This is a genomic window from Providencia sp. PROV272 (genome assembly GCF_049901975.1).
In the GTDB taxonomy this organism is placed as follows: Bacteria; Pseudomonadota; Gammaproteobacteria; order Enterobacterales; family Enterobacteriaceae; genus Providencia; species Providencia stuartii.
Map to the genome: position 1 here is coordinate 773,375 of NZ_CP096291.1, position 25,627 is coordinate 799,001.

Below are 25,627 nucleotides of genomic sequence, written 5' to 3' on the forward strand. Positions count from 1 at the left end.
CCAGAATGCCGGGGAGTCAACCCCATCTGAAGGCCATATCGGCGGTAACATTACTTCACCTGCTGGGTCAACCCGGTTTCCGTGATCAGAACTGGGTAATGTGATAACTGAAGACGGTGAGCTAAATCGGTGCCAGAAGCTGGGGAGAGCAGTCCTCCCTGAGCCAGCGCCTGAAGCGCCTGTAACCCGGTTTCCGATTTCACATTCACCACCATCCCGGCCGCATTCATTGCATTCAGCTGGGCTGCGTGCTGTGTGAGCCATGCCCGGGATAACGGATCATCCCCCACCAGATACAGTGCCCCAATCCCCGGTAAATGCAGGACGCGGTCATCCACCTCCCCCGGCGTCATTTCCGGTGTCTCAACCGGCAACACCATTGACGGGGCCATCACGGACGGCAGAGGGCGGGACGCCGGCTTTGCTGTCCATTCATTCGGGGCATTATTTATCGCGTCATAAAAAGGTGCTGCCGGTTGCCCGCCATAATCCGCCACCACCGTTAATGCCGCCTGACTGCCGCCGGCTGCGCAAAACAGCAGCATCCCCAAGACGGGCAGGGGATAAAAGGCTCGCGTTGTCTTTTCTTCAGGATTATTTCGCATCGGTTTTGTTCTCCGGTTCTATCCACACAAACGATACAGCCCGATCTGTACTGACTGCCGGTAAATGAGCGGGAACGGGTTGTGTACCGCCCGTCAGTGTCGCCAGCTGACGCCGGACACTATTTTTATAGCGTACTGCGGGCTGACCGCCCGCCGGATGGTGATAACAGCCGGCGGCACGGATCCAACTACCCGGTGACGCCTCATAACAGCGGCGCAGGATGCGGGCGGCCACATGCAAATTGGTATAAGGATCAAAGGCCTCCCAGGCGGAACGGAAGTGATGCCCGTTCCAGCCCCAGTTCACCTGTGCAATCCCCACATCAATACGTCTGGGGGATGTCGTCTGTAAAAACGACTGTAAAGCCTGCCAGGCGGCCTGCCGTGTCGGATAACGGTATCCTTTACCAGCCACATTCAGCGTCCACGGCCAGGGATGGATTTCACCGGCCTGCGGGTGATGTGCCGGTAATGTCCAGGATGACTCCGTCAGTGCCAGGGAATACAGGGCTTCTGCTGGTACATTCTCCTGCCGGGCCACCTCACGGTAGCCCGGCGGCACCTCCCGAGCCGGTAACGGCACGGAAAACAGCAGCAGGACAAGAGTGAGCAGGGAATTTTTACGCATCACGCCTCCGGATTAAGGTGTGAGCGGACGCCACCGCCCATCCGGTAACTGTTGCATCACCACCGGTGTGGTGGTCAGTCCGTACTGAAGCGAGAGACCGCCATCATGATTTAACGTAATTTCCCGCTTTCTGACGCGCTCTGCCGGGATATTTTTTTGTCTGGCCCAAGCCCTCAGGCGGTTATCATCCCCCTTTGTCCCCAGCACATAAATATCAAACGGCTGTTTGCCGGCCAGCAGAGTAGCCAGACGGGCATCACACGCGCTACAATTTTCCGCCTGCACAAACAGTGCCTGCCGGCGCTGCGCTGTTCCCTGTTCCATCCTGCCGAATGTTCCCAGACTGACCGGTAATACCTGACCATAGAGCCGCTTCCAGGCAGCATCTACTTCCCGCTGAAACGCCAGCTCTTTTTCTGCCCTGGCAAATTCCTGCTGTACCCACTTTTCAGCCAGCCGGCGGCGCTCTTCGTCTGACCGGGCCTCAATACCCAATGTCGTCAGGGGATCCAGTCCGGGAGACTGAATACCGCGCCGCCCTTTCATCAGCGCCTCAAAACGGGCATACTCCTCCGCACTCAGTCCCCATTCCTGCGCCTCATACTGCAATGACTGTGTCTGACTCTCAGCCGATTTCCCCGCCTCAATCTGAACCGGTCGGGTTGCCCCGGAAACAGACTGTGCAGCTGTCAGCGGTGCGGACATCAGACACCCACCCAGTAAAACCACGCATCTTATGTTTTTCATCACGGCATTCCTTTTATGGCAGGCGCAACGTCACTGTGCGCCCCTGATAACGTAATGTCACACGATCAGTCTGAATGTCGGTCATTTCCCAGCCCTGATAACGTCCGCCTACCGGCAGTAACTGTACCTGCCCCAGCTGACGAATATCCGCAGGAGCCAGTGCGGCAAGAAGACGACCGCCCCGCTGTTCAATCGCGGTTAACTGAAACGGCACGGTCCGGGATGGACGGACAGAAGCCCCGAGACGGGAAGTTTCCGGCGTGGCGGGTTTTGCCCTGACAACCGGGGGATTGACCGTTTTTTGTTCCGGCTGACGCTGTTCCTGCAACTGATGTAACGCCAGTGCCCACTGTGCCTGGCGGGTTTCCAGTTGTGCCAGCCGTTTTTCCAGCCCGTCAGACAGTACGGCGATCTGTTCATCCGGTTTGCCGGCCACCGCCAGCTGTGCTGTCACCGTTCTGAGGGTGTCGCGCTGTGATGCCACATCCTGTTTTAGCGTCGTCAGCCCCTGACGGAGCACGTCCAGTTGCGCATTCATCCGGTCATCCGTGACAGAGTCAGCCATCTTCATCTCAATCGCCTGTAATCGTTGTCCGAGTTGTGACAGAGCCTCTGAGTGTGAACTGATAACATTACTGTGGATAAACAGCGGGATACCGGCCACCAGAGCACAGGCGACCACGCCCGTCACAATCACCCCCCGGTAAATTTTTTTATGTAATGGGGTTACGGACAATTCTTCAGAATGAGTCATTTCAGCCACCCTCCGCGATGAACCTTATTCACATCGGTATGACCAGTGGAAGTGTTAAGCACCGGTGGCACCGGTAATGGCGTACTGCCCGCAGAAAGTGGGGTGACCACAGAGACGGATGAAGCGCCGCTCATTCCTGCATCCGGCGCAGATGGCGTGTATTCCGGACGAAGTCGGTAACACACTTCCCGTTGCACATCATCCACCCACAACTGCCAGGCCGGACCGACAAGGATCTGTAACGCCACATTCAGGCGGATCGATCCCATCTGATAATGAACAGCGGGTAACGGCAAACGATAAAGGTGGTTCGCCTGTCCATCGGACGTGCACAGACGATATCCGGAATCACGCAGGGCATAATGTAGCGCATCCCCGACTGTCGGGGAGACGGAAGCAGGAATACGCAGATGAACAATTTGTTCCAGCGGGTAACGCTGTGCCTGTGAAGGCGAAATATCAACCAGCCGGTAACGGTCATAACGCACCACTTCCGGGGCTGACGGATAAATATCTGGGAGCAGCGGCTGAGCATAACCGACGTTGAGCGGAATCGCGATGTCTGCCGCCGCTTCCGTAGGCTGGGCTGGCTTGTCTGCACAGCCCCCCAACAGCAGTGAGGTCAGGGCAAGACATATCGGGAGAGTTTTCATACGCATTTTCTGTCCTGAGTTAACAAAATAAAGTCACAGGCACACTGTGCGCAGAAAAGCAAGCGCTCTCAATAGGAAATTAGTTTTCCGAAAAAAAAGAAAACGGCGGGTGTAAAATACCGCCTCTAAAAGAGGTGGTTTTAAATTGGGCCCCCTATAAGGGGGCTATATTCTTTATTAATCCCCCAACAATTCCATTTGTTGGTCGAGCTCTTGATCAACTTTATCCTGATGCCTTACATAACGCCTAATGATGACTTCATTAACCCCCACCGTATCAGCAAAATATCCCCTAGCCCAAAAATGATTACCCCAAAGTTTCTTACGTATATGTGGAAATCGATTATATAACCTTATCGTACTACGTCCTTTCAGGACTCCCATTAGTGTTGATATTGATAGTTTAGGTGGGATCATTACAACTAAATAAGCATGGTCTGGCTGAACATTTAGCACCAATACTTCACAGTCTTTCATAATGCAGAGAATATAAATTATTCTATAAAGCTCTTTTCCTACTTTATCTTTCAATATATTATAACGATATTTAGGAGTCCAAACTAGATGATATTTGCAACGTCAATACACATGTGATGAACTTCTGTATAAACCCATGTTATTTCCTCTTTACTTGTGGTGAGTAAGAGGTAGTTTTTTAACATGGGTTTCCTTCAGGCTATAGCCTCACAGGGTCAATCATCACCTGCTTAGGTGGTGGTTTAAGGCTGACAATAAAAACCCGCTTTTTGGCGCAGGCGGATTTTACTATACCCTAAAAGTTAATACTTCCCTGAACCCCGATCTCTCTCGGATTACCTAGCTGTGCTTTATTACCAAATGCATACGTTCGATATAAAGCATCACCAATATTTTTCGCATAGATACTAAGTTCATATTGCTTTGTAGGGTGCCATGATATTGATGCATCAACAACAGTATAATGCCCTTGTTCTAAATTATTTTGCTCATTAAAGTAAAATGGTCCATTAAATCTGACTGCAATCCGAGAAGACCACTTTTGCTCCTTGCCATATAAGCCCTCCCATGAAATTAATGAACTATAACTAGGAGTATAAGCAGGTCTTTTATTTTTATGTTCTCCACTGGTAAACTCTGATTGATTGAACATGCCACCCAGTGAAATACTATGATTAGGGGTAAGCTTTGATTTCCAAAGATATTCTATCCCTCGACTTCTTGAATCTCCCATATTAGATAATGCCTGATAACCAATAACACCTACATATCCTTGAACATCTTTACTATCTATTTGATATAAAGTAATTTCGGCCATATGGTTATCATTAACACTGTGCCATTTCCAACCTAATTCCATTTCCGTGGCAATTTCCGATTTATAAGAAGTCAGAGCTAGTTTATCAACCCCTTCTTTGTTAAAACCACCAGGTTTAAAACCGCGGCCAACTCCAAACCATATACGATTCTGCTCATTTGGAAGCCAGGCGATACTTGCTCGTGGAATAAAGGCATTAAAAACTGCATTATTATTATAATTAGACTCACCTTTTCCTTTTTCTAAAATAATCATTCGAGTTTTTGCTTTTTCGTGAGAAAAACGAGCCCCTGCACCTAACTCCCAATTGTCATTTATCCTGTATGCACCATCAAAATATCCAGAGTAATTATAAATATCATTATCAGATTTTTTTCCTCCCATTCCGACTTTCCCTACAGATAAATTATCATGTCTATAACCCATCTTTTGAAATGATACCCCTATAATTCCACTTAGATCCCCCCCCTCATAATTAGCTCTTGCTTCTGAATACAAAATATCCTGAGAATCATCTTGTAACGTTCCGTCCATAAACAATCTATCTATATCCATATTTTGATAAGAAAGTATCGTTTTAAACTTCCATTCATCATTAAAATCATAACCTGTATTCCAGGAAATATTTTTTAATTTACGTTTAAGATTAGGTGTTTCATATAACCATTCAGTATCAATTTTTGAACGTGAAAGAGGTGAAAAAGGAACAAAATATTCCTCATGAGAATGGTAATTTTCTCCACCTACTTTTAAATTAGACTCAAATAATGTATCAGGGGAAATATAATTAGCAGACAACCATCCAGCTTTTATATCTCTGCTATCAACATTTTTTTTATCCCATGCTGGATTGTTCAAAGAACCATTATTTCTATCGAGACTAACATTCCCCTGAAAAGCCCAGCCGTTTTCCATGTAGCCAGTGCTTCCTCCTGTATTGATTCTTTCCCCTTGACCAAAATATTGCCCCCCTAACCATGCTTCAGCGTGACTACTGGGTTTTTTGGTAATAACACTGATAATCCCTCCCAATGTGCCACGCCCATAAATAACTCCTTGTGGGCCTTTAAGTAGCTCAACTTGCTCAACCCCTTGAAGAGATTGAGCATACGATTGAGAAAGCTGGGGAGCACCATCAACAAACAGTCCCAAACTTGGAGAAAAGAAATCGGCCGAAGATTGGCCCCGAAGAGTCATATTGTTATAAATACGCGAACTTCGGTTTGCAGATAACAACTCAGGAAAAACTGCGCTCAAATCATCAGTTTGATTAACTAAAGATTTTTTTAACTGTTCATCAGTTTGAACATTCACATTACCAATTACATCAAAACTACTTTGAATGCGCTTAGTTGCAGTAACAGTTATTGTATTATCATGCTGTTCTGTGGCAGCTACAGAGCTTACTGTTACCATTGTAGCCGCTACAAAAGATATAGATTTAAATAAAGTTCCTTTATTTTCCATATAAACCCCAAAATGTGCAATGGCACTTTACGCCGAAATGTTAATGCGAATTAATATCATTTGCATTGTTATTATTATTTGAGGTTGATCACATTTTGAGCATGAAAATTATATATACTTATGAAAGTGTGCTGAGTAACAGAAAACATGAATATTAAGGTGGGTTAATAGAGTGCAAACCAATGACAAAAAACAAAAGGATCATTGCTGCTATAAATCAATCTGTTATGAGTTATCAGCCAACAGAAGGATCATTATGGCTATAGGTGGGGTTTATATCACCCAAACCCTTATATCAATGATTATCATGCAATCTGTACCAACCTTACTAAGAAGTGAAGGATTTTCTCTCTCTTTAATTGGATTGACTTCACTTTTTATGCTTCCTTGGACACTTAAATTTTTATGGTCTCCATTTATTGAACGCCTGAGATTACCTTTTGGAAAAAAATTTCGCCGTTCACGTAACTTGATTCTTATTGGTCAATCATTGGTTGCTCTTTTAGTTTTTTTACTTATTCTAATAAACCCTAACGATAATATAAGCAAACTGAATAATCTTTGGATTTTTGGAATATTTATCCTATGTGCATTCTTAACATCGACTATTGACATTGCATGTGATGGCATGGCGGTAGAACAGATTAAGGCAAGTAATAGAGGGTGGGGAAATATTGCCCAAGTTGGCGGAGGAGAAATAGGAGCATTATTAGGCACTAGTGGTTTTTTATTAATTTCCAGTTATTTTAGCTTAAATACTGCATTTGCTATATCAGCTCTAACCATCATATTACTTACAATTCCAACACTCTACTTTAAAGAATCAGATAGACTAACCACATCTGAAACTTACCATATACCCAAATTATCATATGCATTTAATCGAAAAGAGGTAAGAATTGGTATTTTATTAGTAGTTTTATTAGAAGGAGGTAACAGAATCACAGATATGATTACCGGACCTCTATTAATAGATATAAATATTACATTAAATAATATTGCACTATTAATAGGAAGCTTCAATTTTTGTGCAAGCCTATTTGGAACACTTTTAGGTGGTATATTAATAAAAGTATTTGGCATATGGAAATCAATTTTCATTACCTATGGTTTACAAGGTTTAATTTTTACTTTCATATCCATGGCTATAGGAATAAAATATATCCCACATGAAATACTTTTTTTACTTATAGGGTTCAAATATATTCTTTTTTCTGCAGGACTAGTTTCTTTTTACACTGGTTTAATGAGCTTATCTTCATTGAAACAAGCTGGTATTGATTTCACTATTTTCCAATGTACAAATGCTTTTACAGCAATCATTGCTACTCTATTAGGCACTTGGACAGCGGAGAACTGGTCTTATCATTTTGTTTTTGCAATATCATCTATTTATACTTTTATCGCAGTACTAATTTCCATTAAATTAATAAAAAAACGCCTTAAACTAAATATTTCATCAAACAATTTTGAGCAATATGTATAATTAGTAGGAAATTGAATAAGGTAATTACAGAATGGATAACTATGAAGATTATTATACTCAGTCTGCTGAAATGTATGATATTTTAAGCGAACCTCATTGGGAAACTCGTAAAGATACATTTATAAAATCCTTGAAGTTTATGGGAGTAAAAACAGGCAACTGGTTAAATATAGGTTCCGGCACTGGCCAAGAATTAAGTATAATTGCGCAAATGTTTCCAGACATACATATTTTTGCAATTGAACCGTCTGCATCTATGCGTATTGGCCTAATGACAAGAATTATGATGTTACCTGAAATACAACACCAAGTAACTGTGATTGCTGATACATTTCAAAATACCATTCTACCAAAATCATTTTCTGCCGCTATTATATGTGGCTGTATAGGATATTTTAATCAGAATGATAGAAAAATATTATGGAATAAGCTTGCAAATGGGCTAGAAAAAAAAGGTGCTATTTTGGTAGATACAATGCCGTTTAATACGCCTTGTAACATTTCTAAGATACTATTAAATAGTAAAAAAATAGGGAACCATATCTATGAAATTTATTTAAGTGGCAAACCTATAGATCAAGAGGCTATTCGTTGGAATATGAATTTTAAAATCATAGAAGACGATAAAGTCATACGAAATTTTAATATAGAAAGAGATTGGTATACTTTTGGAATTGAACAAGTAATTAAGGAGGCATCAAGAGAAGGATTGGTCCATGAAAACATTAGCTCAAGTACTGTACCAATGGCAATCCTCCGCCATAAATAACTCATAATTAAGGTATAGAAATGAAAATATTAAGTGATATTAATAACATAAAAGAATTATGTTCCAAGCAAATAAACATTGACAAAAATAAATTTTCAGATAAGGACAATCTGATAAAATTAGGTCTTGATTCAATTGGATTTATGCAATGTTTATATATTTTCCAAAAAAATGGTTATGCTATAACATTAAAAGATTTGTATTTAAATCCAACAATAAAAGGATGGTATAAAATATTAAAAAAATCAGATATAAATAAAAAAGAAAGAAAAGATAATATATATACACATAAAACAATAAAAAATGCTGGTGAGTTTTCACTTACACCTATACAACATGCCTATTTTGTCGGCCGTTTGAATAAACAAACTCTTGGTGGTGTTGCTTGCCAAATTTATCAAGAATTTGATGGCACCCCTAAATTTACTCCGGAAAGTTTAGAGAAAGCATTAGTATTATTATCAAAACGTCATCCCATGTTGAATATAGTATTTCACCAACAGGGTACACAATTTTGGTCTCCTAACCCAAATAGAAAATATGTTACATATCATGATTTTAGTAAATTACCAAAAGATGAGTATGAGAAAAAACTTTTACAATTACGGGAAAAATTAAGCCATCAGGTACTAAATGTTGAAAGCGGTCAGTTAATTGATTTTCACATGATATCGCTACCTAACAACAGATATCGTTTATGTACTAATATTGATATGTTGATTGCAGATGGTACAAGTTATTCATTACTCTTTACTGAACTTTGTTTATTATTGAGCGGAGAAATACTGCCTCAGTTAGATGAGCACTATGACTTTTACCATTATTTACAAGATAAAAAACAGTATGAAAACAAAGAATCAGCATATCAATATTGGAAAAATAAAATCCCAAACCTACCAGACTCTCCTCTTCTGCCATTATATATGGATCCAGAAAAAATAAATAAAATAAAAATTAAACGCCTTAGCTGGACATTTAGCTCAAAAGAATGGAAAAACTTTAGTAATTTGGCTAAAGAAAATAATATTACACCTTCCATTGCATTAGCAACCTGTTTCTCATCTGTACTTGCAAGATGGACTGGCCAAAATAGCTTATTACTCAACTTTACATTATTTGATAGAAAGCCATTAGCCCCTGCAGTTAATAATATTATAGCTGATTTTACTAATGTCATTCTTTTAGAAATGAAAACAGACAATCGACCATTAATTTCATTATCTAAAGACAATCAAAATACATTTATTGAAGCTTGGCAACATTCTGATTATTCTGGTATTGATATCATTAGAGACCTTCGTAAAAATGGCACCCATCCTTATGGGTGTCCTGTTGTCTTTACTAGCCATATTAATCAACCACTTATTGATAAAAATATAGAATCTGTATTAGGTTCTATAGGATGGGGAATATCACAAACCCCACAAGTTTGGCTTGATCACATGGCAATTAACAAAAGTGGAAATATTGTTTTACAGTGGGATTATAACAATGACTTGTTCCGGAATGATGTTATAACAACAATATTTGATGTTTATATTTCTCGTATACGCCAACTTGCCAACGATCCTAATGCCTGGATTGAAACCCAACCTGATTTAATTCCTAAAAAACAATTAAAAAATAGAATATCAGTTATCAAAAAAGATAATTCACTATTACCACATACACTGCATAAGTCTATTTTCCATAATTATTCAAATTCATCAAAAATTGCTGTCATTGATATCGACTCTCAGGAATGGAGCTACAAAAAATTATTATCTAAAGCAACAATACTCAGTGATCAAATAATACAACAAGGTTATAAACCAGAAGACAGAATTGGTGTATGTATGCCAAAAGGAGTAGGGCAAATCATTAGCGTTCTGGCTATTTTATTAATGGGGGGAACTTATGTTCCGATTGATGTACTACAACCAGAAGAACGTATAAACCGCATTGCTAAAAATGCTCAGCTTTCATTACTCATCGTATCTGATAGCGATCCATCCTATTCAATCTATGCTACATTTTGTAACAGGATTGTTTGGCAAAAAGTTCAACCCTCCGAGAATAAACCACTACACAATATAGATATATCTCCTCATCAAGCAGCTTATGTTATTTATACTTCAGGTTCTACTGGAGAGCCTAAAGGTGTTGTTGTATCCCATGCCAGCGCAATGAATACCTGCCTTGATCTCAATCGGCGATATAACATTTCAGACAAAGATCGGGTACTTGCCATATCAGCACTACATTTTGATCTGTCTGTTTATGATATTTTCGGTGTTTTAAATGCCGGAGGGACTCTTGTATTAGTTAAAGAAGATGAGCGCCGTAATCCTGATGCATGGTTACGACTTATTAACCAACATAAAATAACACTTTGGAACAGCGTACCTGCACTGTTTGATATGTTACTAACCTATGCAGAAGGAATAGGGTCATCCATTCCACAATCGCTGCTATTAATCTATCTCTCTGGAGATTGGATTGGGCTTGATCTCCCGACACGTTACTATAATTTCTGCCCTGATGGACAAATAGTCGCCATGGGAGGTGCCACAGAAGCCGCTATTTGGTCTAACTATTTTAATGTCACAACATTAGACCCATCCTGGAGCTCGATACCTTATGGATATCCTTTATCCAACCAACGTTATCGTATTGTTAATGCTAGAGGAGAAGATTGCCCTGATTGGGTATCAGGAGAACTTTGGATTGGTGGTGCAGGCGTTGCGTTAGGCTACCTAAACGATCCCGAAAAAACAGCACAACAGTTTGTAAAACAAAATGGTGAAAATTGGTATAAAACAGGTGATATGGGAAGATATCTCCCTGGCGGTATACTTGAATTTTTAGGAAGACGTGACCGCCAAGTTAAGATTGGCGGATACCGTATAGAACCAGGGGAAATTGATGCTGCATTCAATAAGCTTCAGGGTGTGCAAAATGCGATTACACTATGCCTTGGTAATGGTAATAAAGAAAAAGCATTACACTCTTTTGTGATACTAAATTCGGGTAATTACCAGGATATTATCAGTTCAAATAGCACCTTTTCTCCCCTCTACTATCTGCGCTCAACCCCAATAAATGTACAACAACAATCCCAAGAAACGGCAATCATAGCTGGATTTTTATATGATTATCTTACTGAACAAAATATTGATTTCGACAACCTCTTGTCAGAAAAAAAATCAGCAGATGACCATAGCATTATCGCTAGCTATCAGTCATTAATGGCTAATTGGCTAAATTTAATAGCACAATATCCACAAACTACACTCAATTCCCCCCCAACTAATAGTACCCAGCGAACGCTAATAGAAAATTTGCAGCGCCACAAAAACAATTTAACAGACATACTCAAAGGTAAAAAATCAGCTCTAACACTATTTGATGATCCCTATTGGTCACCAGAACAAGTCACTATGCGTATTGATGGAATGCACTACTCCTTAGAAAATTTACTACAACAAATAAGAGAACTTCATCATTCACTAAAAAGGCCAATAAAAATCATTCAATTAGGTGCTAGAAGCGGTATTTCAGCAAATTATATTCTGCAACGATTACCCACTAATATGGTTACCCTACTGCTAACTGATGAGTCTCTTTCAATGGTAACGCAAGCTAACCAAAATTTATCAGATTATCAAAATAGTTATGCTGAGCCTCTTACAGAAGTATTTCTTCATAAAAATCGATATAGTGCAGATATCATTTGGATGAACAATTATCTTCATCGATTAGACAGCCCACAAAAAGAGATACAAAAATTCGTTTCACTCTGTGCTCCGAGTGGAATGATTTTTATACAAGAAGTGTTACATGCCCCTGCACAATCACTGATAAGCATCTCTTTATTACAACAAAATGGTAGTGATCCTGCTGATGAATTATTAACAGCAAAAAAATGCAAAGATATCTTTAGCGCTTCTACTGCGACTTATAAAAGTGAAGGAGTTAACGGCGAAATATTGACACAGTTATACCAAGCACCAGAAAAAATTTATTTACCAGATAAAAATAAGCTAGAGCATGATTTGCGCCAATTTTTACCAGACTATATGATCCCAAAACATATTTATTTTCTAACTGAGTTCCCCTTAACCGCAAATGGCAAAATAGATAACCAATCATTAAAATTGTATTGTCAGGAATACCAAGAAGAATACCTAAATCAACAACCTATCAATGGTAAAGAACAGATCATCATAACAATATGGCAAAAGCTCCTTGGCACCAACAAGATACACCGTCACAGTCATTTCTTTCGTGAAGGGGGAGATAGCCTAGTTGCTATTCGATTGATCTCTGATTTAAACCATATTGGCTACCAAGTTGAACTGGAGCATATCTTTGCTTATCCGATCCTTTCTGATTTTGCACAAAATATAAAGCAGAGCGAAGTTTTCGAAAAACAGCCAGCAATTTCACATAACGAGGCGTATAGATACAATCCATTTCCACTCACTGATATTCAGCAAGCTTACTTAGTTGGACGGCAAAATAATTTTACACTTGGGGGTGTTGGTACACATTTTTTTGTCCATTTTATAGCGGAAAATTTAGATGTACCTAAATTAGAACGTACAATTAATCAGTTGATTTCTCGTCATGATATGTTACGTGGTGTCATTATTAATGGACAACAACAAGTACTTAAAAAAGTTCCTTATTATTCCGTTAAAACGCATTATATCCCTACAGAAAAAAGTGACGCTTTTCTAGTATTACGAGCTCAACTTGCTAACATTGTTTATGATCCAGAAATTTGGCCTTTATTTACTATTCAAGTTATCAAGACCAAAGAACAACCAGATCATATTTTTATTAGCCTTGATAACTTATTCCTTGATGGAATGAGTATGCAGATATTTTTCAGTGAGCTAAAAACACTGTATATGGAGCCAAATCACCAATTTATCCCTCTAGATATTACTTTTCGAGATTATATTGATTGTGATGCCTATCCGATTAACACACAAAATGATTGGGAATATTGGTTAACGCGTTTACCACAATTACCACCAGCCCCACAATTGCCACTAATAAAAGATCCAGCACAGATTGTGCAACCTCGCTTCTCGCGTTTACAAACATCATTATCTACTTCTGTTTGGCAAGCACTACAACAAGTTGCTCAGCAAAATAATGTTACGCCAGCAGCACTTTTGATTGCTGCTTATTGCGCCACATTATCCGCATGGAGTAAAAGCCCTGAGTTAACAATTAATTTGACATTATTTAATCGGCATCCTGTACATCCTCAAATAAATGAAGTACTTGGTGATTTTACCTCATTACAATTACTCGATTGGTATACCTGTGATCTTTGGTCAAACAGTATCTCAATGATGCAAAAACGTTTACATAAAGATATGCAACATCGTAGTGTTTCAGCCATCAAAGTAATGCGTGAAATGGCAATTCAACGACAGATGTCTCATATAGAGATACCTGTCGTTTTTACCTGTGCATTGGGCTATAAACATGATGAAGGTTTTCTTTCTCATCATTCATGGCTAAAACCTGTTTGGGGAATATCACAAACACCACAAACATGGCTAGATCATCAAGTATATGAGTCAGACGGTGAATTATATTTAAACTGGGATTTTGTCGAACAATTATTTGACTACACAACCATTTTTTCCATGTTCCAGCAATATGAACATATACTCACTAAACTGGCTACTGAACCACAATCTTGGCAATTGCCACTAAATAAACTTATACCAAGATGCAATAATCTCGTCATCACCCCAGTTTTCAATGCCAAAAATAATCAAAACACACATTATAAACAATCTACTGATACACAAAAAACAGGTCAGACAATACAAAAACTACAACAACTTGTTAAGCAAGTTATTGGAATAACGTTAGCACCTGAAACAAATTTTTTCGAAGCAGGTGCCAGCTCTTTACAATTGGTTCAACTTCATGCAGCACTACAAAAAAATGGCTATAGCCATATTACAATTACTGATCTGTTCGCTAGTCCAAATCTAAGTACATTAGCGCAATTGCTTTGGCAAAACACTTCACCAACATGTGAGCAATATTCCGACCGAGACAAACACAAAAACAAGAGAAAGAAACGGTTACAACTACGAACTCATAGTAGATAAAGGATATTAATCATGCTGAATTTTGAAACTTTCTATGGTAATAGTGAACCTATAGCTGTTATTGGTCTTTCTGGTCGCTTCCCTGATGCACAAAATATTGATCAATTTTGGCATAACATAATTAATAAACACGATAGCTCTCGTCTTTTTTCTGAAGAAGAACTAAAAGCCGCAGGTGTCGCTGAACAAACTTATCATTCACCTGATTTTGTTAATCGTGGCGCGCCGTTAGATGAAGCGGAATATTTTGACGCTACTCTATTTAATTATTCACGCTCAGAAGCTGAACTTATCGATCCCCAGCAAAGAATTTTTTTACAAGGTGCTTGGCATGCTTTAGAGCATGCTGGATATGCCCCTTGCAATATAACCATCAAAACAGGCGTTTTTGCTTCAGCAAGAATGAGCAGCTATCCTGCCCAGCAAGATTTAGCATTGCACAATATTGGCCATGTCCGTGGCATGCAAAAATTATTAGGGAATGATAAAGACTATCTCGCAACACGTATTGCATATAAATTAAATTTAACTGGTCCAGCATTAACTATACAAACCGCTTGTTCTAGCTCCTTAGTTGCCGTACATATGGCTTGTGAAAGTTTACGCTCTGGTGAATGCAGTATGGCTATTGCTGGTGGAATTGGTATCACATTTCCACAAACCGGTGGTTATCTATATCAGAAAGGCATGATCTTCTCACCAGATGGTATTTGTCGTCCTTTTGATGCAGAGGCAAACGGTACTTTTGCTGGTAATGGATTTGGTATTGTAGTGTTACGTCGTCTTGAAGATGCCTTAGTGGATGGAAACACAATTATTGCTGTATTACGTGGTAGTGCCATTAATAATGATGGTCATCAAAAAGCGGGATTCACAGCTCCCTCCGTAGCAGGCCAAGTTTCAGTTATTAGAGAAGCAATACAACTGGCCGATATTAAAAATGAAGATATTGAACTTATTGAAGCACACGCAACAGCTACACCATTAGGTGATCCAATTGAGTTTAGTGCATTATGTCAGGTTTTCGCTGATCGCTCTCTTACTGCTTCTAAATGCGCTATTGGCTCAGTTAAAGGCAATATCGGACATCTGGATACAGCAGCAGGTATCACTGGCCTAATTAAAACGATATTAGCGGTAAATAAAGCACTTATTCCTCCATCTATGCATTTTAATCACCCAAATCCTCAATTACAAATAGAAAAAAGCCCGTTCTACATTCCTAAAAACCCTAAAGCTTGGTCTAGCAGAATACGAACTGCTGGTGTTTCTTCATTTGGTATTGGTGGAACAAACTGTCATATCATTGTGCAATCATTGCCTGACTCATTAGTATCAATCAAACCTGAACAAGAGGTAGACAATAATTTTGAATACTCATTATTGCTTAGTGCCGCCACAAAAGAGAGTCTAAAAAAACTTGCTGGTGATTATGCACCATTAATAAAAATTACCCCAGCAAACATTCTGGCTCATAATGCATTACAGCAAAGACAACTCAACTTACCATGGCGCTTATCTATCCCCTTAACAAGTGAGAGTGATATTTCACTGTTAGCTTTCTCTCAAGGAAGTGCTGATTCTTTAATACAATATGGTCATACATCAACAAATAAGAAAATAGCGTGGCTATTTTCTGGTATGGGATCACAATATCCTGCTATGGGTAAAGTGATGTACCAACATTCAACAACATTTGCCGAAACAATCGATCGTTGTGAGCAAGCATGCCTGCAACACTTAACATTTCCGTTAAAAGAAGTCATGTTTGGCCTACATAGCGATAAACTTGTTAATGCCAGTTATATTCAAGCGGCTATTGTCGCCTATGAAATCGCAATGGCAGCACATTGGCGAGCAATCGGTATTTTACCTGAAATAATTGTAGGTCATTCTTGCGGAGAATATGCCGCAGCCGTTATCGCTGGTTTCTATACAATCGAACAAATGATGCCACTTGCTGTATATAGTGGACAATTAATGGAAAGTCATGTTAATGGTGAAATGATTGCTGTATTTGCAGAATATCAAGATATTCAAATCATTGCTAAACAATGTCATGTTGAATTAGCTGCAATTAATGGCCATAACAACTTATCATTCGCGGGGCAACCCGATGATATGCAAAAGTTTACTCAAATATTGAAAGCAAAGAATATTCGATTTAGAGAAATGAATAACGTGTGTGCTGCTCATACCTCTTATATTGATAATATTCTTGATCAATTGATGGAATTTACTGAGTCATTATCAGCCTCACAAGGAAAAATAGCCTTAGTCTCAGGCTATACAGGGCAATTAATTTCTCAAAAAGAACTTCAACATCCATCATATTGGGCTCAGCAACTACGCAATACAGTTATGTATCAAGATGCAATACAAACGTTAGTCAATCATGGTGTCACCCATGCTATAGAATTAGGACCAACTTCTGTATTAAGTGATCTTGGTGAACGTGAAGGCATTACTGAGATTAGTTGGATACCAACTGCCAGAATGGGAGTTGATGAAATTCAGATGAAACAACAGGCTGCAACAACCCTATTTATTGCAGGCTATGATTTACCATGGCAGTCACTGTTTAAAACTCAAGGAAGTTATATACCATTACCTCTCTATCCCTTTGAAAAACAATATTATTGGTATGAAAAAAAGGATAGTGAAAAATATCAACCACAAAAAAGCGCATTTGATTTACCTATTAGCCAAGGTCGTGAAACGGCATTAAAAGCGCTTACAACACTCGATCTTCCTCGTTTAAACTCATTTAATTCAACACTTACCACTTTACATAATTATTACGTCGATAAAATGATATGCTCGTGTTTAGGCCATGAGTTGAATACCCCCATGTCTGTAATCGATATTATGCGAGCAGGACGCATTTTACCCCGCTATTATCAATTATTAGTACGTTTATTAGAGGCCTGTGTTGAGGATGGATATTATATTTACCAACAGATAAATCAGCACAACTACTATAAAAAAATAAAATCTATTTCTAGTGATAAATTACCATTATTATTCCATCAATTACAATTAGATAGCGAAGGTCTTCAATCTATTCCTGACACCGTCAAGCGAGCAGGAGAGCAACTCTACGATATGATGACAGGCGTGATTGAACCTGTTTCAGTGATCTTTCCTGAAGGTGCATCTCAAGGTGTTGAAGTTCTCTATCAAGATTTTAGTTTTGGTCGTTATTTTAACCAAATTGCTGCCGCGGTACTTAAAGGATTACTTTCTCACTACCAGCCCACTGTGGCTAAGCCTTTGCGAATTATTGAAGTCGGTGGTGGCACGGGAGGAACCACCTCTTGGCTGCTACCTATTTTATCAACCATACAACATGTTGAATACGAATTTACCGATATTTCACCTATCTTCACCCGACGTGCCGCACAAAAATTTAGTCAATATTCATTTGTTAACTATCGAGAGTTCAATTTACAACAATCCCCTGAAATACAAGGTTTTCAATCTGATTATTATGACATTATTATTGCTGCTAATGTTATTCATGCCACTCAACATATTGGAGATACATTAACTGCTCTTCGTACTTTACTGCGTTCCAATGGTCATTTGCTTATGCGCGAAATAACCAAACAAGCTCGCTTATTTGATTTTGTTTTTGGCCCACTGGTGTTACCCCTCCATGATGAAAAGATCCGTAAAGGAAAACTATTTTTATCACCAGAATTATGGCATCAACAGTGTCGCTTAGCAGGATTTCAACATATTCGCTGGTTACCTGATGCATTACCAGAAACCAAAGATATGTGTGAACATATTATTCTCGCCAGTGTTTCGACAGAAAACGATCACTTTGATCAAGAGTTACCTAGTGACACCAAGATACAACAAAGTTCACACTACCAATGGCAATTAACACCTTGTGTGGAACAAGATCTTATCAAGCCAACATTAATATTTAACCATCAACAAACATTGCCTTCTGAAATCACAGCTATTTTATCCGCTATTGGATGTCTTTCTGAACAGGGCGAAAATCAATTAATCGTTGCCAACCTTGCAGATCCTTTAATTATCGCCGAGCAGATCCGCCAAATATTACTGTCATCGTCTGATGGGTTTGTTGTTATCACGCAACAAGCCTGGGCATTAACTGCCATAGAAACGGTTAATCCAGCACAACGTAGTATTCGAAGTTTATTAAAAACTATTCAAAAAGAATATAGCTCAAGGTTAATTGCCATTGTTGATTTAGGTATAAATGCCTCATGGTCTGAATTAGTTCCTGCTTTTATACAAATAGAACAAGGTAATAATGAAATTATTGTTCGTAACCATTGCTGCTACTTACCACAATTAACCCCACTGCCCTCATCTTCTACGATCATAGCGCAGAACATCATGGTATCCCCGCGCTGGCATATTATTACTGGTGGTTTTGGAGGCTTAGGTCGAATTACAGCAAGTTGGTTAGTAAGGCAAGGTGCTAAACGTATCGCTATTTTGGCACCACGAGCTGATAGCAGCGCATTAGATTGGATGAATAACTTACAGAAATCTAACCAGCTAGAAATAAAATGGCTAACATGTGATTGTCGTGATAACGCTCAATGTCATGCAGCACTCACTCAGCTTGAAAATGAAGGTGGCATTGAGGGGCTTATACACAGTGCAGGTATTTTGGATGATGCACTTATGACACAACTCACCCCTAAGCGTATGTCTGACGTATTTTCTGTTAAAGCGATATCTGCCAAGCAATTTTGTGATGCTTTAGAAAAAACAGATGCCAGTTACCTTATTTTATACTCCTCTGCCGCTGCAACTATAGGCTCTGAAGGACAAGCAGCTCATTCCCTCGCTTGTGGATATTTAGATGGATTAGCTGAATATGCACGTCGCAATATCAAGGGATTAACCGTCATTTCTATCGCTTGGGGGGCATGGCAAAGTGTTGGCTTTGTGGCAGAAAAACAACTCCATGATAAATTACAACACAAAGGTATGAGTACGCTTACTACTGAGGAAGGACTGGCACATTTAGATGCTTGTCTGCTAGATAATACCTCTTGTCGCCTTGCAATGCGCTTAGCGACTCCACCTTTAATGACACAAAAAACGCCTTTATTTCATCAGACTAATCATAATGATCATTATGATAACCATGAAATTAATCACACTCGCCAGCTTTGTGAAACCCCAACTCAAACGGATCAAACAGAGCCGGTAAGCCCTAACAGGGTTGATTATCGCGTTGGTGATAACTTAGAACAGTGGCTAACAGCATGCATCAAACAACTGTTGCGTCTTGGTGATGAACATATTGATACTCACATTGAACTATTCCAATTAGGACTAGATTCTCTCTCTTTCCTCGATCTCAGTGCGGAAATTAAGAAACAGTTTGCGGTCAATATTGACGCTGAACAATCTTATGATGATATGACTATTGCTGGTTTAGCCTCAGTTATTCGAACCGCAGCACCTGAGAAATTTACTGTGACAGAAGCACTCCATAATCAAGACAACATTTCCCACACAATGGAGTCAGAACGATATGCCCCATTTCCATTAACACCAATTCAACACGCCTATTGGATCGGACGTAAAAACCTCTTTAACTACGGAGGCGTTGCTTGCCATGCAATTTTTGAATGGGATTGTCAACGCCATATATGGGAGCCGGCCTCACTTGAAAAAGCTTGGAATAAAGTTATTCAGCGTCATGATATGTTGAGAATGATCATAGATGATGATGGACAACAACGTATCTTAAAAGAAGTTCCTTATTTTCATTTTATTCAACATGACCTAACAAATTTAACCCAACAAGAGCAACAAGAGAGCCTAACACAGATAAGGGAAGCCCTTTCTTATCGGGTATTACCGACTGAGTCATGGCCATTATTTGAAGTTGAAATTTCTTGGCTAAATAACGATTGTTACAGATTACATATCAATCTAGATTTACTGCAGTTTGATACCATGAGCTTTAAAATTCTGTTTGATGATCTATTTAACGCCTATTCAGGACAAGAATTAATACCACAAACATTTACCTTCCGCGACTACTGCTTAAAAAATCAAACAAATCGTAACAGTGATGAGTGGAAAATGGCATGGTGTTACTGGCAGGATCTATTATCTGATTTACCTTCTGCCCCATATTTACCGATAAAGAATTCATCCATTACTGAACAACCTCGTTTTACGACTTTCCAACATCATGTTTCTATAGCGCAATGGGACAAATTAAAACAGAGGTGGAAAAAGCATGGTATTACACCATCAGCAGGGCTTTTAACACTTTTTGCTTTAGTTTTAGGTCGCTGGACAAAATACCCAGCCTTTACACTAAACTTAACTTTCTTTAATCGTCAACCATGGCACCCAGATGTTACACAACTTATTGGTGATTTTACCTCTGTACTCCCTATAGATATTTATCTAGATAACGACTGTACATTAAATGAGTCAATGGCAAAAATACAGCGCAGACTTTGGCAACATTTAAGTAAGTCCCAAGTAAATGGTGTAGAGATTTTACGTGAATGGGGACGCTATAAAGGGGATAGTAGCCAATCTCTGTTACCTATTGTATTTACTAGCATGTTAGGTATGACACTAGATGGTGACAATATTGATGAAGCATTAAATCAGCTTTTCGGCCAACCCGTATATAGCTTCGCGCAAACACCTCAAGTTTGGTTAGATCACCAAGTAATGGAAGGAAAAGAGGGGCTAACATTAAATTGGTTCTGCATGGATGACATCTTTGCTGACGGTTTATTAACAATGATGTTCTCTGATTATCAAAGCTTGATCACTCAATTATGCCAAGATGAAGATAATAATCAATCAGTTGATAAGATTATTGCGCAACTTCCTTCATATCAACATTTAGCAATAGATAATCACCTCCAATCACGCTATCAACAACTCGAGCAAACATTGGAAAATCATCCGCAAATCAAACGTGCTCATGCTATGGTAATGGTAAAAGACGATACGAAAGTAGAGCCTCCTCTACAATTACTGTTTGAAGCCTCTTCTGATATTCCACTATCCGTTATTAAACAGCCCAATTGGTTACCTAATTTACTTTCGCCATCAGCTTCACTCAGTGACATTATTGAAAAGAGTTGGCAACGATTTGAGGAACGAGCACGGTATGGCATATGTCACACACTGTATCGAAATGCTCTTTTTACCGAGCTAAACACACCAATCACCCTAGCTGAAATAGTGGCTCGTTTAAAAGCAAAGCCTCAGTATGAGAGGCTACTTAGTCAGTGGCTAGATTTATTATGCCTGCATCACTTATTAACCAAAGAGGGTGATCAGTTTTATGCCACAACACAGTTTATTAACTTATGTTTATCTGCCCCAGTATTTCAACAACCTGTTAATGATTGGGAATATGTACTTTGGGATTACCTTGAACAATCACTAACCCAACATGAATTACTCTTTAGTGGTAAGGTTTCTCCTCTTTCACTACTTTTTAATTCAGATGAAATTACCACAGCACTATACGCCAAACACCCTGCACTAAATTATTTAAATCAATGTGCAAAAGATATTGTTAGTGCAATGGTTGGTGCAACATCTTCACTCAATATTTTAGAAATAGGGGCAGGTACAGGAGCTACCACTCAAGGTATAGTCGCAGTACTTAAGAATACGCATTACTCATACACCTTTACTGATATATCACATTACTTCCTTGATAAAGCGCGAAAAAAATTCACTGCTGTAGGAGAAATGCGCTATCAACTCTTTGATATTAATGCACCAATACAATTTTCTCATCATCCAGATAATGGCTATGATCTGATCATTGCATCTAATGTATTACATGATGCATCACATATCGGCCACGCACTAAAACGGATTAGAAGCCTGTTAAAACCTCAAGGCTATTTATTATTTATCGAAGCAACCGAGTGTCAAAGTGCTATGCAAATGGCGACTGTTGGCTTTATTGAGGGATTAAGTGCATATCAAGATAAGCGTATATTGACGAATAAAGCGATGCTTGATAGTGAAAGTTGGCATGATATTTTAATCAATACTGGTTTTGAAACTATTGGTCAATGGCCCCAAACAGATTCCTCATCTTTGCGACAAACACTCTTTTTAGCCTCTCCCACTCGTGGAGGAAAACCTTATTTAGGTAAATTACGTGATTATTTATCTCATTCTCTTGATCAGAATATCGACTCTTTTGAGTTGTTCCAATGTGAAAATATTGAAGCAACCCTTAATGGCATAGCAACATCATCCGCTCAAGAGCTAAATGAACAGATACAACCTGTTGCAATACCTGATGTACCAACCAATATGATTAATGAAATCATTGCATTATGGTCTGAGTTATTAGGTCGTGAGGTCAATAGTACAAATGATTTCTTCCGTTCTGGAGGAGATAGTTTGATTGCAACCAAAATGATCAGCCAATTACATCAACGGGGATATCCAGCAACATTACAACAGATTTTTACCTATCCATGCTTAGCCGATTTTTGTGCTCATTTAGAGCAGGAAAAGCAATCTCAACGAGAGTACTCCTCTTTGATACCTCTAAGCGCTGTATCTGCTCCAAAACCTTACCACTACTTTATGGTACATGCTTCTGATGGTGATCCCGGTGTTTACCTACCTCTTGCTGAGTCGTTAAATAATACAGTGTGGGGATTAACAGTTACAGATGCTTCAAAACTAACTGATTTGGATACATTGTTATCATTACATTTATCTAGCATAAAAACAGCACAACAGACTGGCCCTTATATTCTTATTGGTTGGTCATATGGTGCTTTTATTGCCAGTTACCTTGCAGAACAACTCTCGCAACAAAATCATTCCGTATTATTAGTATTAATAGATCCCGTCTATCGACATGATTTTATTAAATTTTGTCATGATGACTCAGATAGTTCATCAGATGAAAATAAGCAGCTTGCATGCACTAAAAGACTTATGTCATTCCTACCTGAAAGTGACCTACCATTATCTGATGATATCGCCTGTTTATGGCTGGAAGCCACCAACCACCCAACAGAATGGACATCACCTGAAAAAGAGTGGTACCAACGATTACCGCCACATACCCAACATCACTATTTTTCAGGGGAGCACTGGTCAATACTGCAAGATCGCGCTACCAGCACACATCTGGCCGAAATCATTGATCAGTGGGTGCAACAAAAACTTTCTAATAACGGATATCCATCCGAAGGAGGTAATTAATGAAACCGGCAAAAAAAGTGGTGATTGTAGGCAGTAAATTTGGAGAGGTTTATCTCAATGCATTTATACAACCTCAAGACAAATGGCATCTTATTGGCCTTTTTTCCAAAGGTAGCACTCGTTCTCGAGAATTATCTAAAGCATTCGGTATTCCACTTTTTACTCGATTTGATCAACTACCTGAAAAAATAGATCTAGCTTGTATTGTTGTGCGATCAGCCATTGTTGGTGGCGAAGGTAGCCAACTTGCGCAAGCATTTTTACAACGGGGGATCTCGGTTGTACAGGAACATCCTGTACATCCTGATGAAATTACCAGACTACAATCATTAGCAGAAAAAATGCATTGCCACTATATCGTTAACAGCCTCTATCCACATAATAAAGCAGGACGTTTATGGATAGAAAACACACAGAAGATATATCAGCAAATACAACAACGACCAGTGTGGGGACAAATTATCACAAGCAGGCAATTAATTTATTCCGCCTTAGATATATATTGCCAAGCAATGAAATTACACCCTAATGATATTACAGTCACATTAGAAAAAGATAATACCCCGCTACAATTTCTACGACTATCCAACCCTACTGGTGATTTGCTTTTATGCCTACAAAAACATTTGTCATCTAACGATCCTGATCAGCATAGCCTCGTGATGCATCATATGATATTAGGCTGGCCAGCTGGTTATTTAACTCTCGCTGGAAGTTATGGGCCAGTAGAATGGAATAATGCGCTTTATATTCATCATCACCAAGATAGTAAAAAAGCCATGTATCAATCTCCTGCCACGATGGAGCTTGATGAACCACTGTTTCATTCATTTCATACTCCACCAAATAGTTGGCAGGATGTGATGGAATGTGAAGCACCAGAAGCTATTAATTACTTACTGGCAGAGATAGATAAATGCTGGCAATTACCTAATGATAAAAAACCAATGATTTTACAACCCCATTACCAATTAGCTTTATCTCAATTATGGATAAAAACATTGCAAACAGCAGGTAAAGCCATTGATGGCACAATTGCGCCATTTAAGCGAATGAACTTCACCAAAAGTAGTGGACGGAGAAAATAATGATAAAACAATCTCCCAAATATATTACTCCTTTAAATGAGCAAAATGTAAATAAAGACAATGCTAACCTATTGGTTTGCCCATTTGCTGGTGCCAGTAATAGTGCATTTAACTCGTGGAGATCTACCGATATTTCAGGGTTAAATTGTCAATTAGTTAATTACTCTGGCCATGGTTGCAGATTTAAAGAACCAGCCTTTAATGATATTGGGTTATTAGCCAATGAATTAATAACAATAATAAAGAAATTTTATCCACCACGGCATAATTCATTATTACTTTGCGGTCACAGTATGGGGGCCCAAGTTGCCTTTGAAACTGCTATTCAATTAGAAAAAAATGGCTGGGAATTATCTGGACTAATATTATCAGGCTGCCAAGCTCCTCATATTCAAGCAAGGAGATTACTGAGTGATTTAAATGATGATGACTTTATTCAACAATTAATTGCCATTGGTGGATGTGATGCTGAATTAATCAAGCAGCCACAGTTGTTAAAACAGTTTATGCCATTATTACGTGCTGATTTCCTTGCTACCGAGCGTTATTTTTTTCAAAAAAGCACTAAACGGCTTTTTCATACCCCTGTTTTATTAATGTATGGTAGTCATGATAGTGAAGCTGATAAAAACGAAGTTGAAGCATGGCAAGATTGGATAGATAAGCATTGCACTATTAATTGCATCGCTGGAGATCACTTTTATCCAATTACACGCCCAAATACTTTTTGTCGTTTTATTATTGATTTTTATCACCAATTTATCAATGATTAAATTGATTAGG

Annotated in this window: 12 protein-coding genes and 1 pseudogene; 6 read left to right on the top strand and 7 right to left on the bottom strand. The window is 39.1% G+C overall.

Features of this window, described 5'->3' with window-relative positions; all coding sequences use genetic code 11:
* Positions 1-50: 50 nt before the first annotated feature.
* The 7 genes and pseudogenes from M1E93_RS03435 to M1E93_RS03465 all read right to left on the bottom strand — a co-directional run bounded on the left by M1E93_RS03435 (position 51) and on the right by M1E93_RS03465 (position 6,148).
* The gene (locus M1E93_RS03435) at positions 51-605 is read right to left on the bottom strand and encodes an integrating conjugative element protein (RefSeq protein WP_004245750.1); all 555 of its coding nucleotides are present in this window, start codon (positions 603-605) and stop codon (positions 51-53) included.
* Entirely contained in the window at positions 595-1,233 is a 639-nt protein-coding gene (locus M1E93_RS03440; RefSeq protein ID WP_004239718.1) for a transglycosylase SLT domain-containing protein, read from the bottom strand. The genes M1E93_RS03435 and M1E93_RS03440 overlap by 11 nt, the downstream gene beginning before the upstream one ends.
* A gap of 12 nt (positions 1,234-1,245) precedes the next feature.
* Positions 1,246-1,980 carry a TIGR03759 family integrating conjugative element protein gene (locus tag M1E93_RS03445; RefSeq protein ID WP_000790124.1) on the bottom strand — a complete coding sequence of 245 codons (735 nt, stop codon included), beginning with the start codon at positions 1,978-1,980 and terminating at the stop codon, positions 1,246-1,248.
* A 13-nt stretch (positions 1,981-1,993) separates the two neighbouring features.
* The gene (locus M1E93_RS03450; RefSeq protein WP_000149725.1) at positions 1,994-2,734 is read right to left on the bottom strand and encodes a hypothetical protein; all 741 of its coding nucleotides are present in this window, start codon (positions 2,732-2,734) and stop codon (positions 1,994-1,996) included.
* Entirely contained in the window at positions 2,731-3,393 is a 663-nt protein-coding gene (locus tag M1E93_RS03455) for a PilL N-terminal domain-containing protein (RefSeq protein ID WP_004239720.1), read from the bottom strand. The genes M1E93_RS03450 and M1E93_RS03455 overlap by 4 nt, the downstream gene beginning before the upstream one ends.
* Before the next feature lie 171 nt (positions 3,394-3,564).
* Positions 3,565-4,002, bottom strand: a pseudogene (tnpA, locus tag M1E93_RS03460) (IS200/IS605 family transposase).
* Positions 4,003-4,159: 157 nt separating this feature from the next.
* A complete protein-coding gene (locus M1E93_RS03465) occupies positions 4,160-6,148 on the bottom strand; it encodes a TonB-dependent receptor (protein WP_000428182.1) in 1,989 nt (662 codons plus the stop codon).
* A 172-nt stretch (positions 6,149-6,320) separates the two neighbouring features.
* On the opposite strand from M1E93_RS03465, the gene M1E93_RS03470 reads away from it, so the two are divergent.
* The 6 genes from M1E93_RS03470 to M1E93_RS03495 are packed head-to-tail and all read left to right on the top strand — an operon-like array spanning position 6,321 to position 25,617.
* Complete coding sequence (locus M1E93_RS03470) at positions 6,321-7,634, top strand: MFS transporter (RefSeq protein ID WP_001351065.1); 1,314 nt, start codon at positions 6,321-6,323, stop codon at positions 7,632-7,634.
* Positions 7,635-7,665: 31 nt separating this feature from the next.
* Positions 7,666-8,403 (top strand): class I SAM-dependent methyltransferase, encoded by a 738-nt coding sequence (locus tag M1E93_RS03475; protein WP_000371013.1) that lies wholly within the window; start codon positions 7,666-7,668, stop codon positions 8,401-8,403.
* Positions 8,404-8,423: 20 nt separating this feature from the next.
* Positions 8,424-14,528 carry a non-ribosomal peptide synthetase gene (locus M1E93_RS03480; RefSeq protein WP_004239721.1) on the top strand — a complete coding sequence of 2,035 codons (6,105 nt, stop codon included), beginning with the start codon at positions 8,424-8,426 and terminating at the stop codon, positions 14,526-14,528.
* A 12-nt stretch (positions 14,529-14,540) separates the two neighbouring features.
* Entirely contained in the window at positions 14,541-23,756 is a 9,216-nt protein-coding gene (locus M1E93_RS03485; RefSeq protein ID WP_004239722.1) for a type I polyketide synthase, read from the top strand.
* Entirely contained in the window at positions 23,756-24,844 is a 1,089-nt protein-coding gene (locus M1E93_RS03490) for a Gfo/Idh/MocA family oxidoreductase (RefSeq protein ID WP_000801189.1), read from the top strand. The genes M1E93_RS03485 and M1E93_RS03490 overlap by 1 nt, the downstream gene beginning before the upstream one ends.
* Positions 24,844-25,617 (top strand): thioesterase II family protein, encoded by a 774-nt coding sequence (locus M1E93_RS03495; protein ID WP_004239723.1) that lies wholly within the window; start codon positions 24,844-24,846, stop codon positions 25,615-25,617. The genes M1E93_RS03490 and M1E93_RS03495 overlap by 1 nt, the downstream gene beginning before the upstream one ends.
* Positions 25,618-25,627 lie beyond the last annotated feature (10 nt).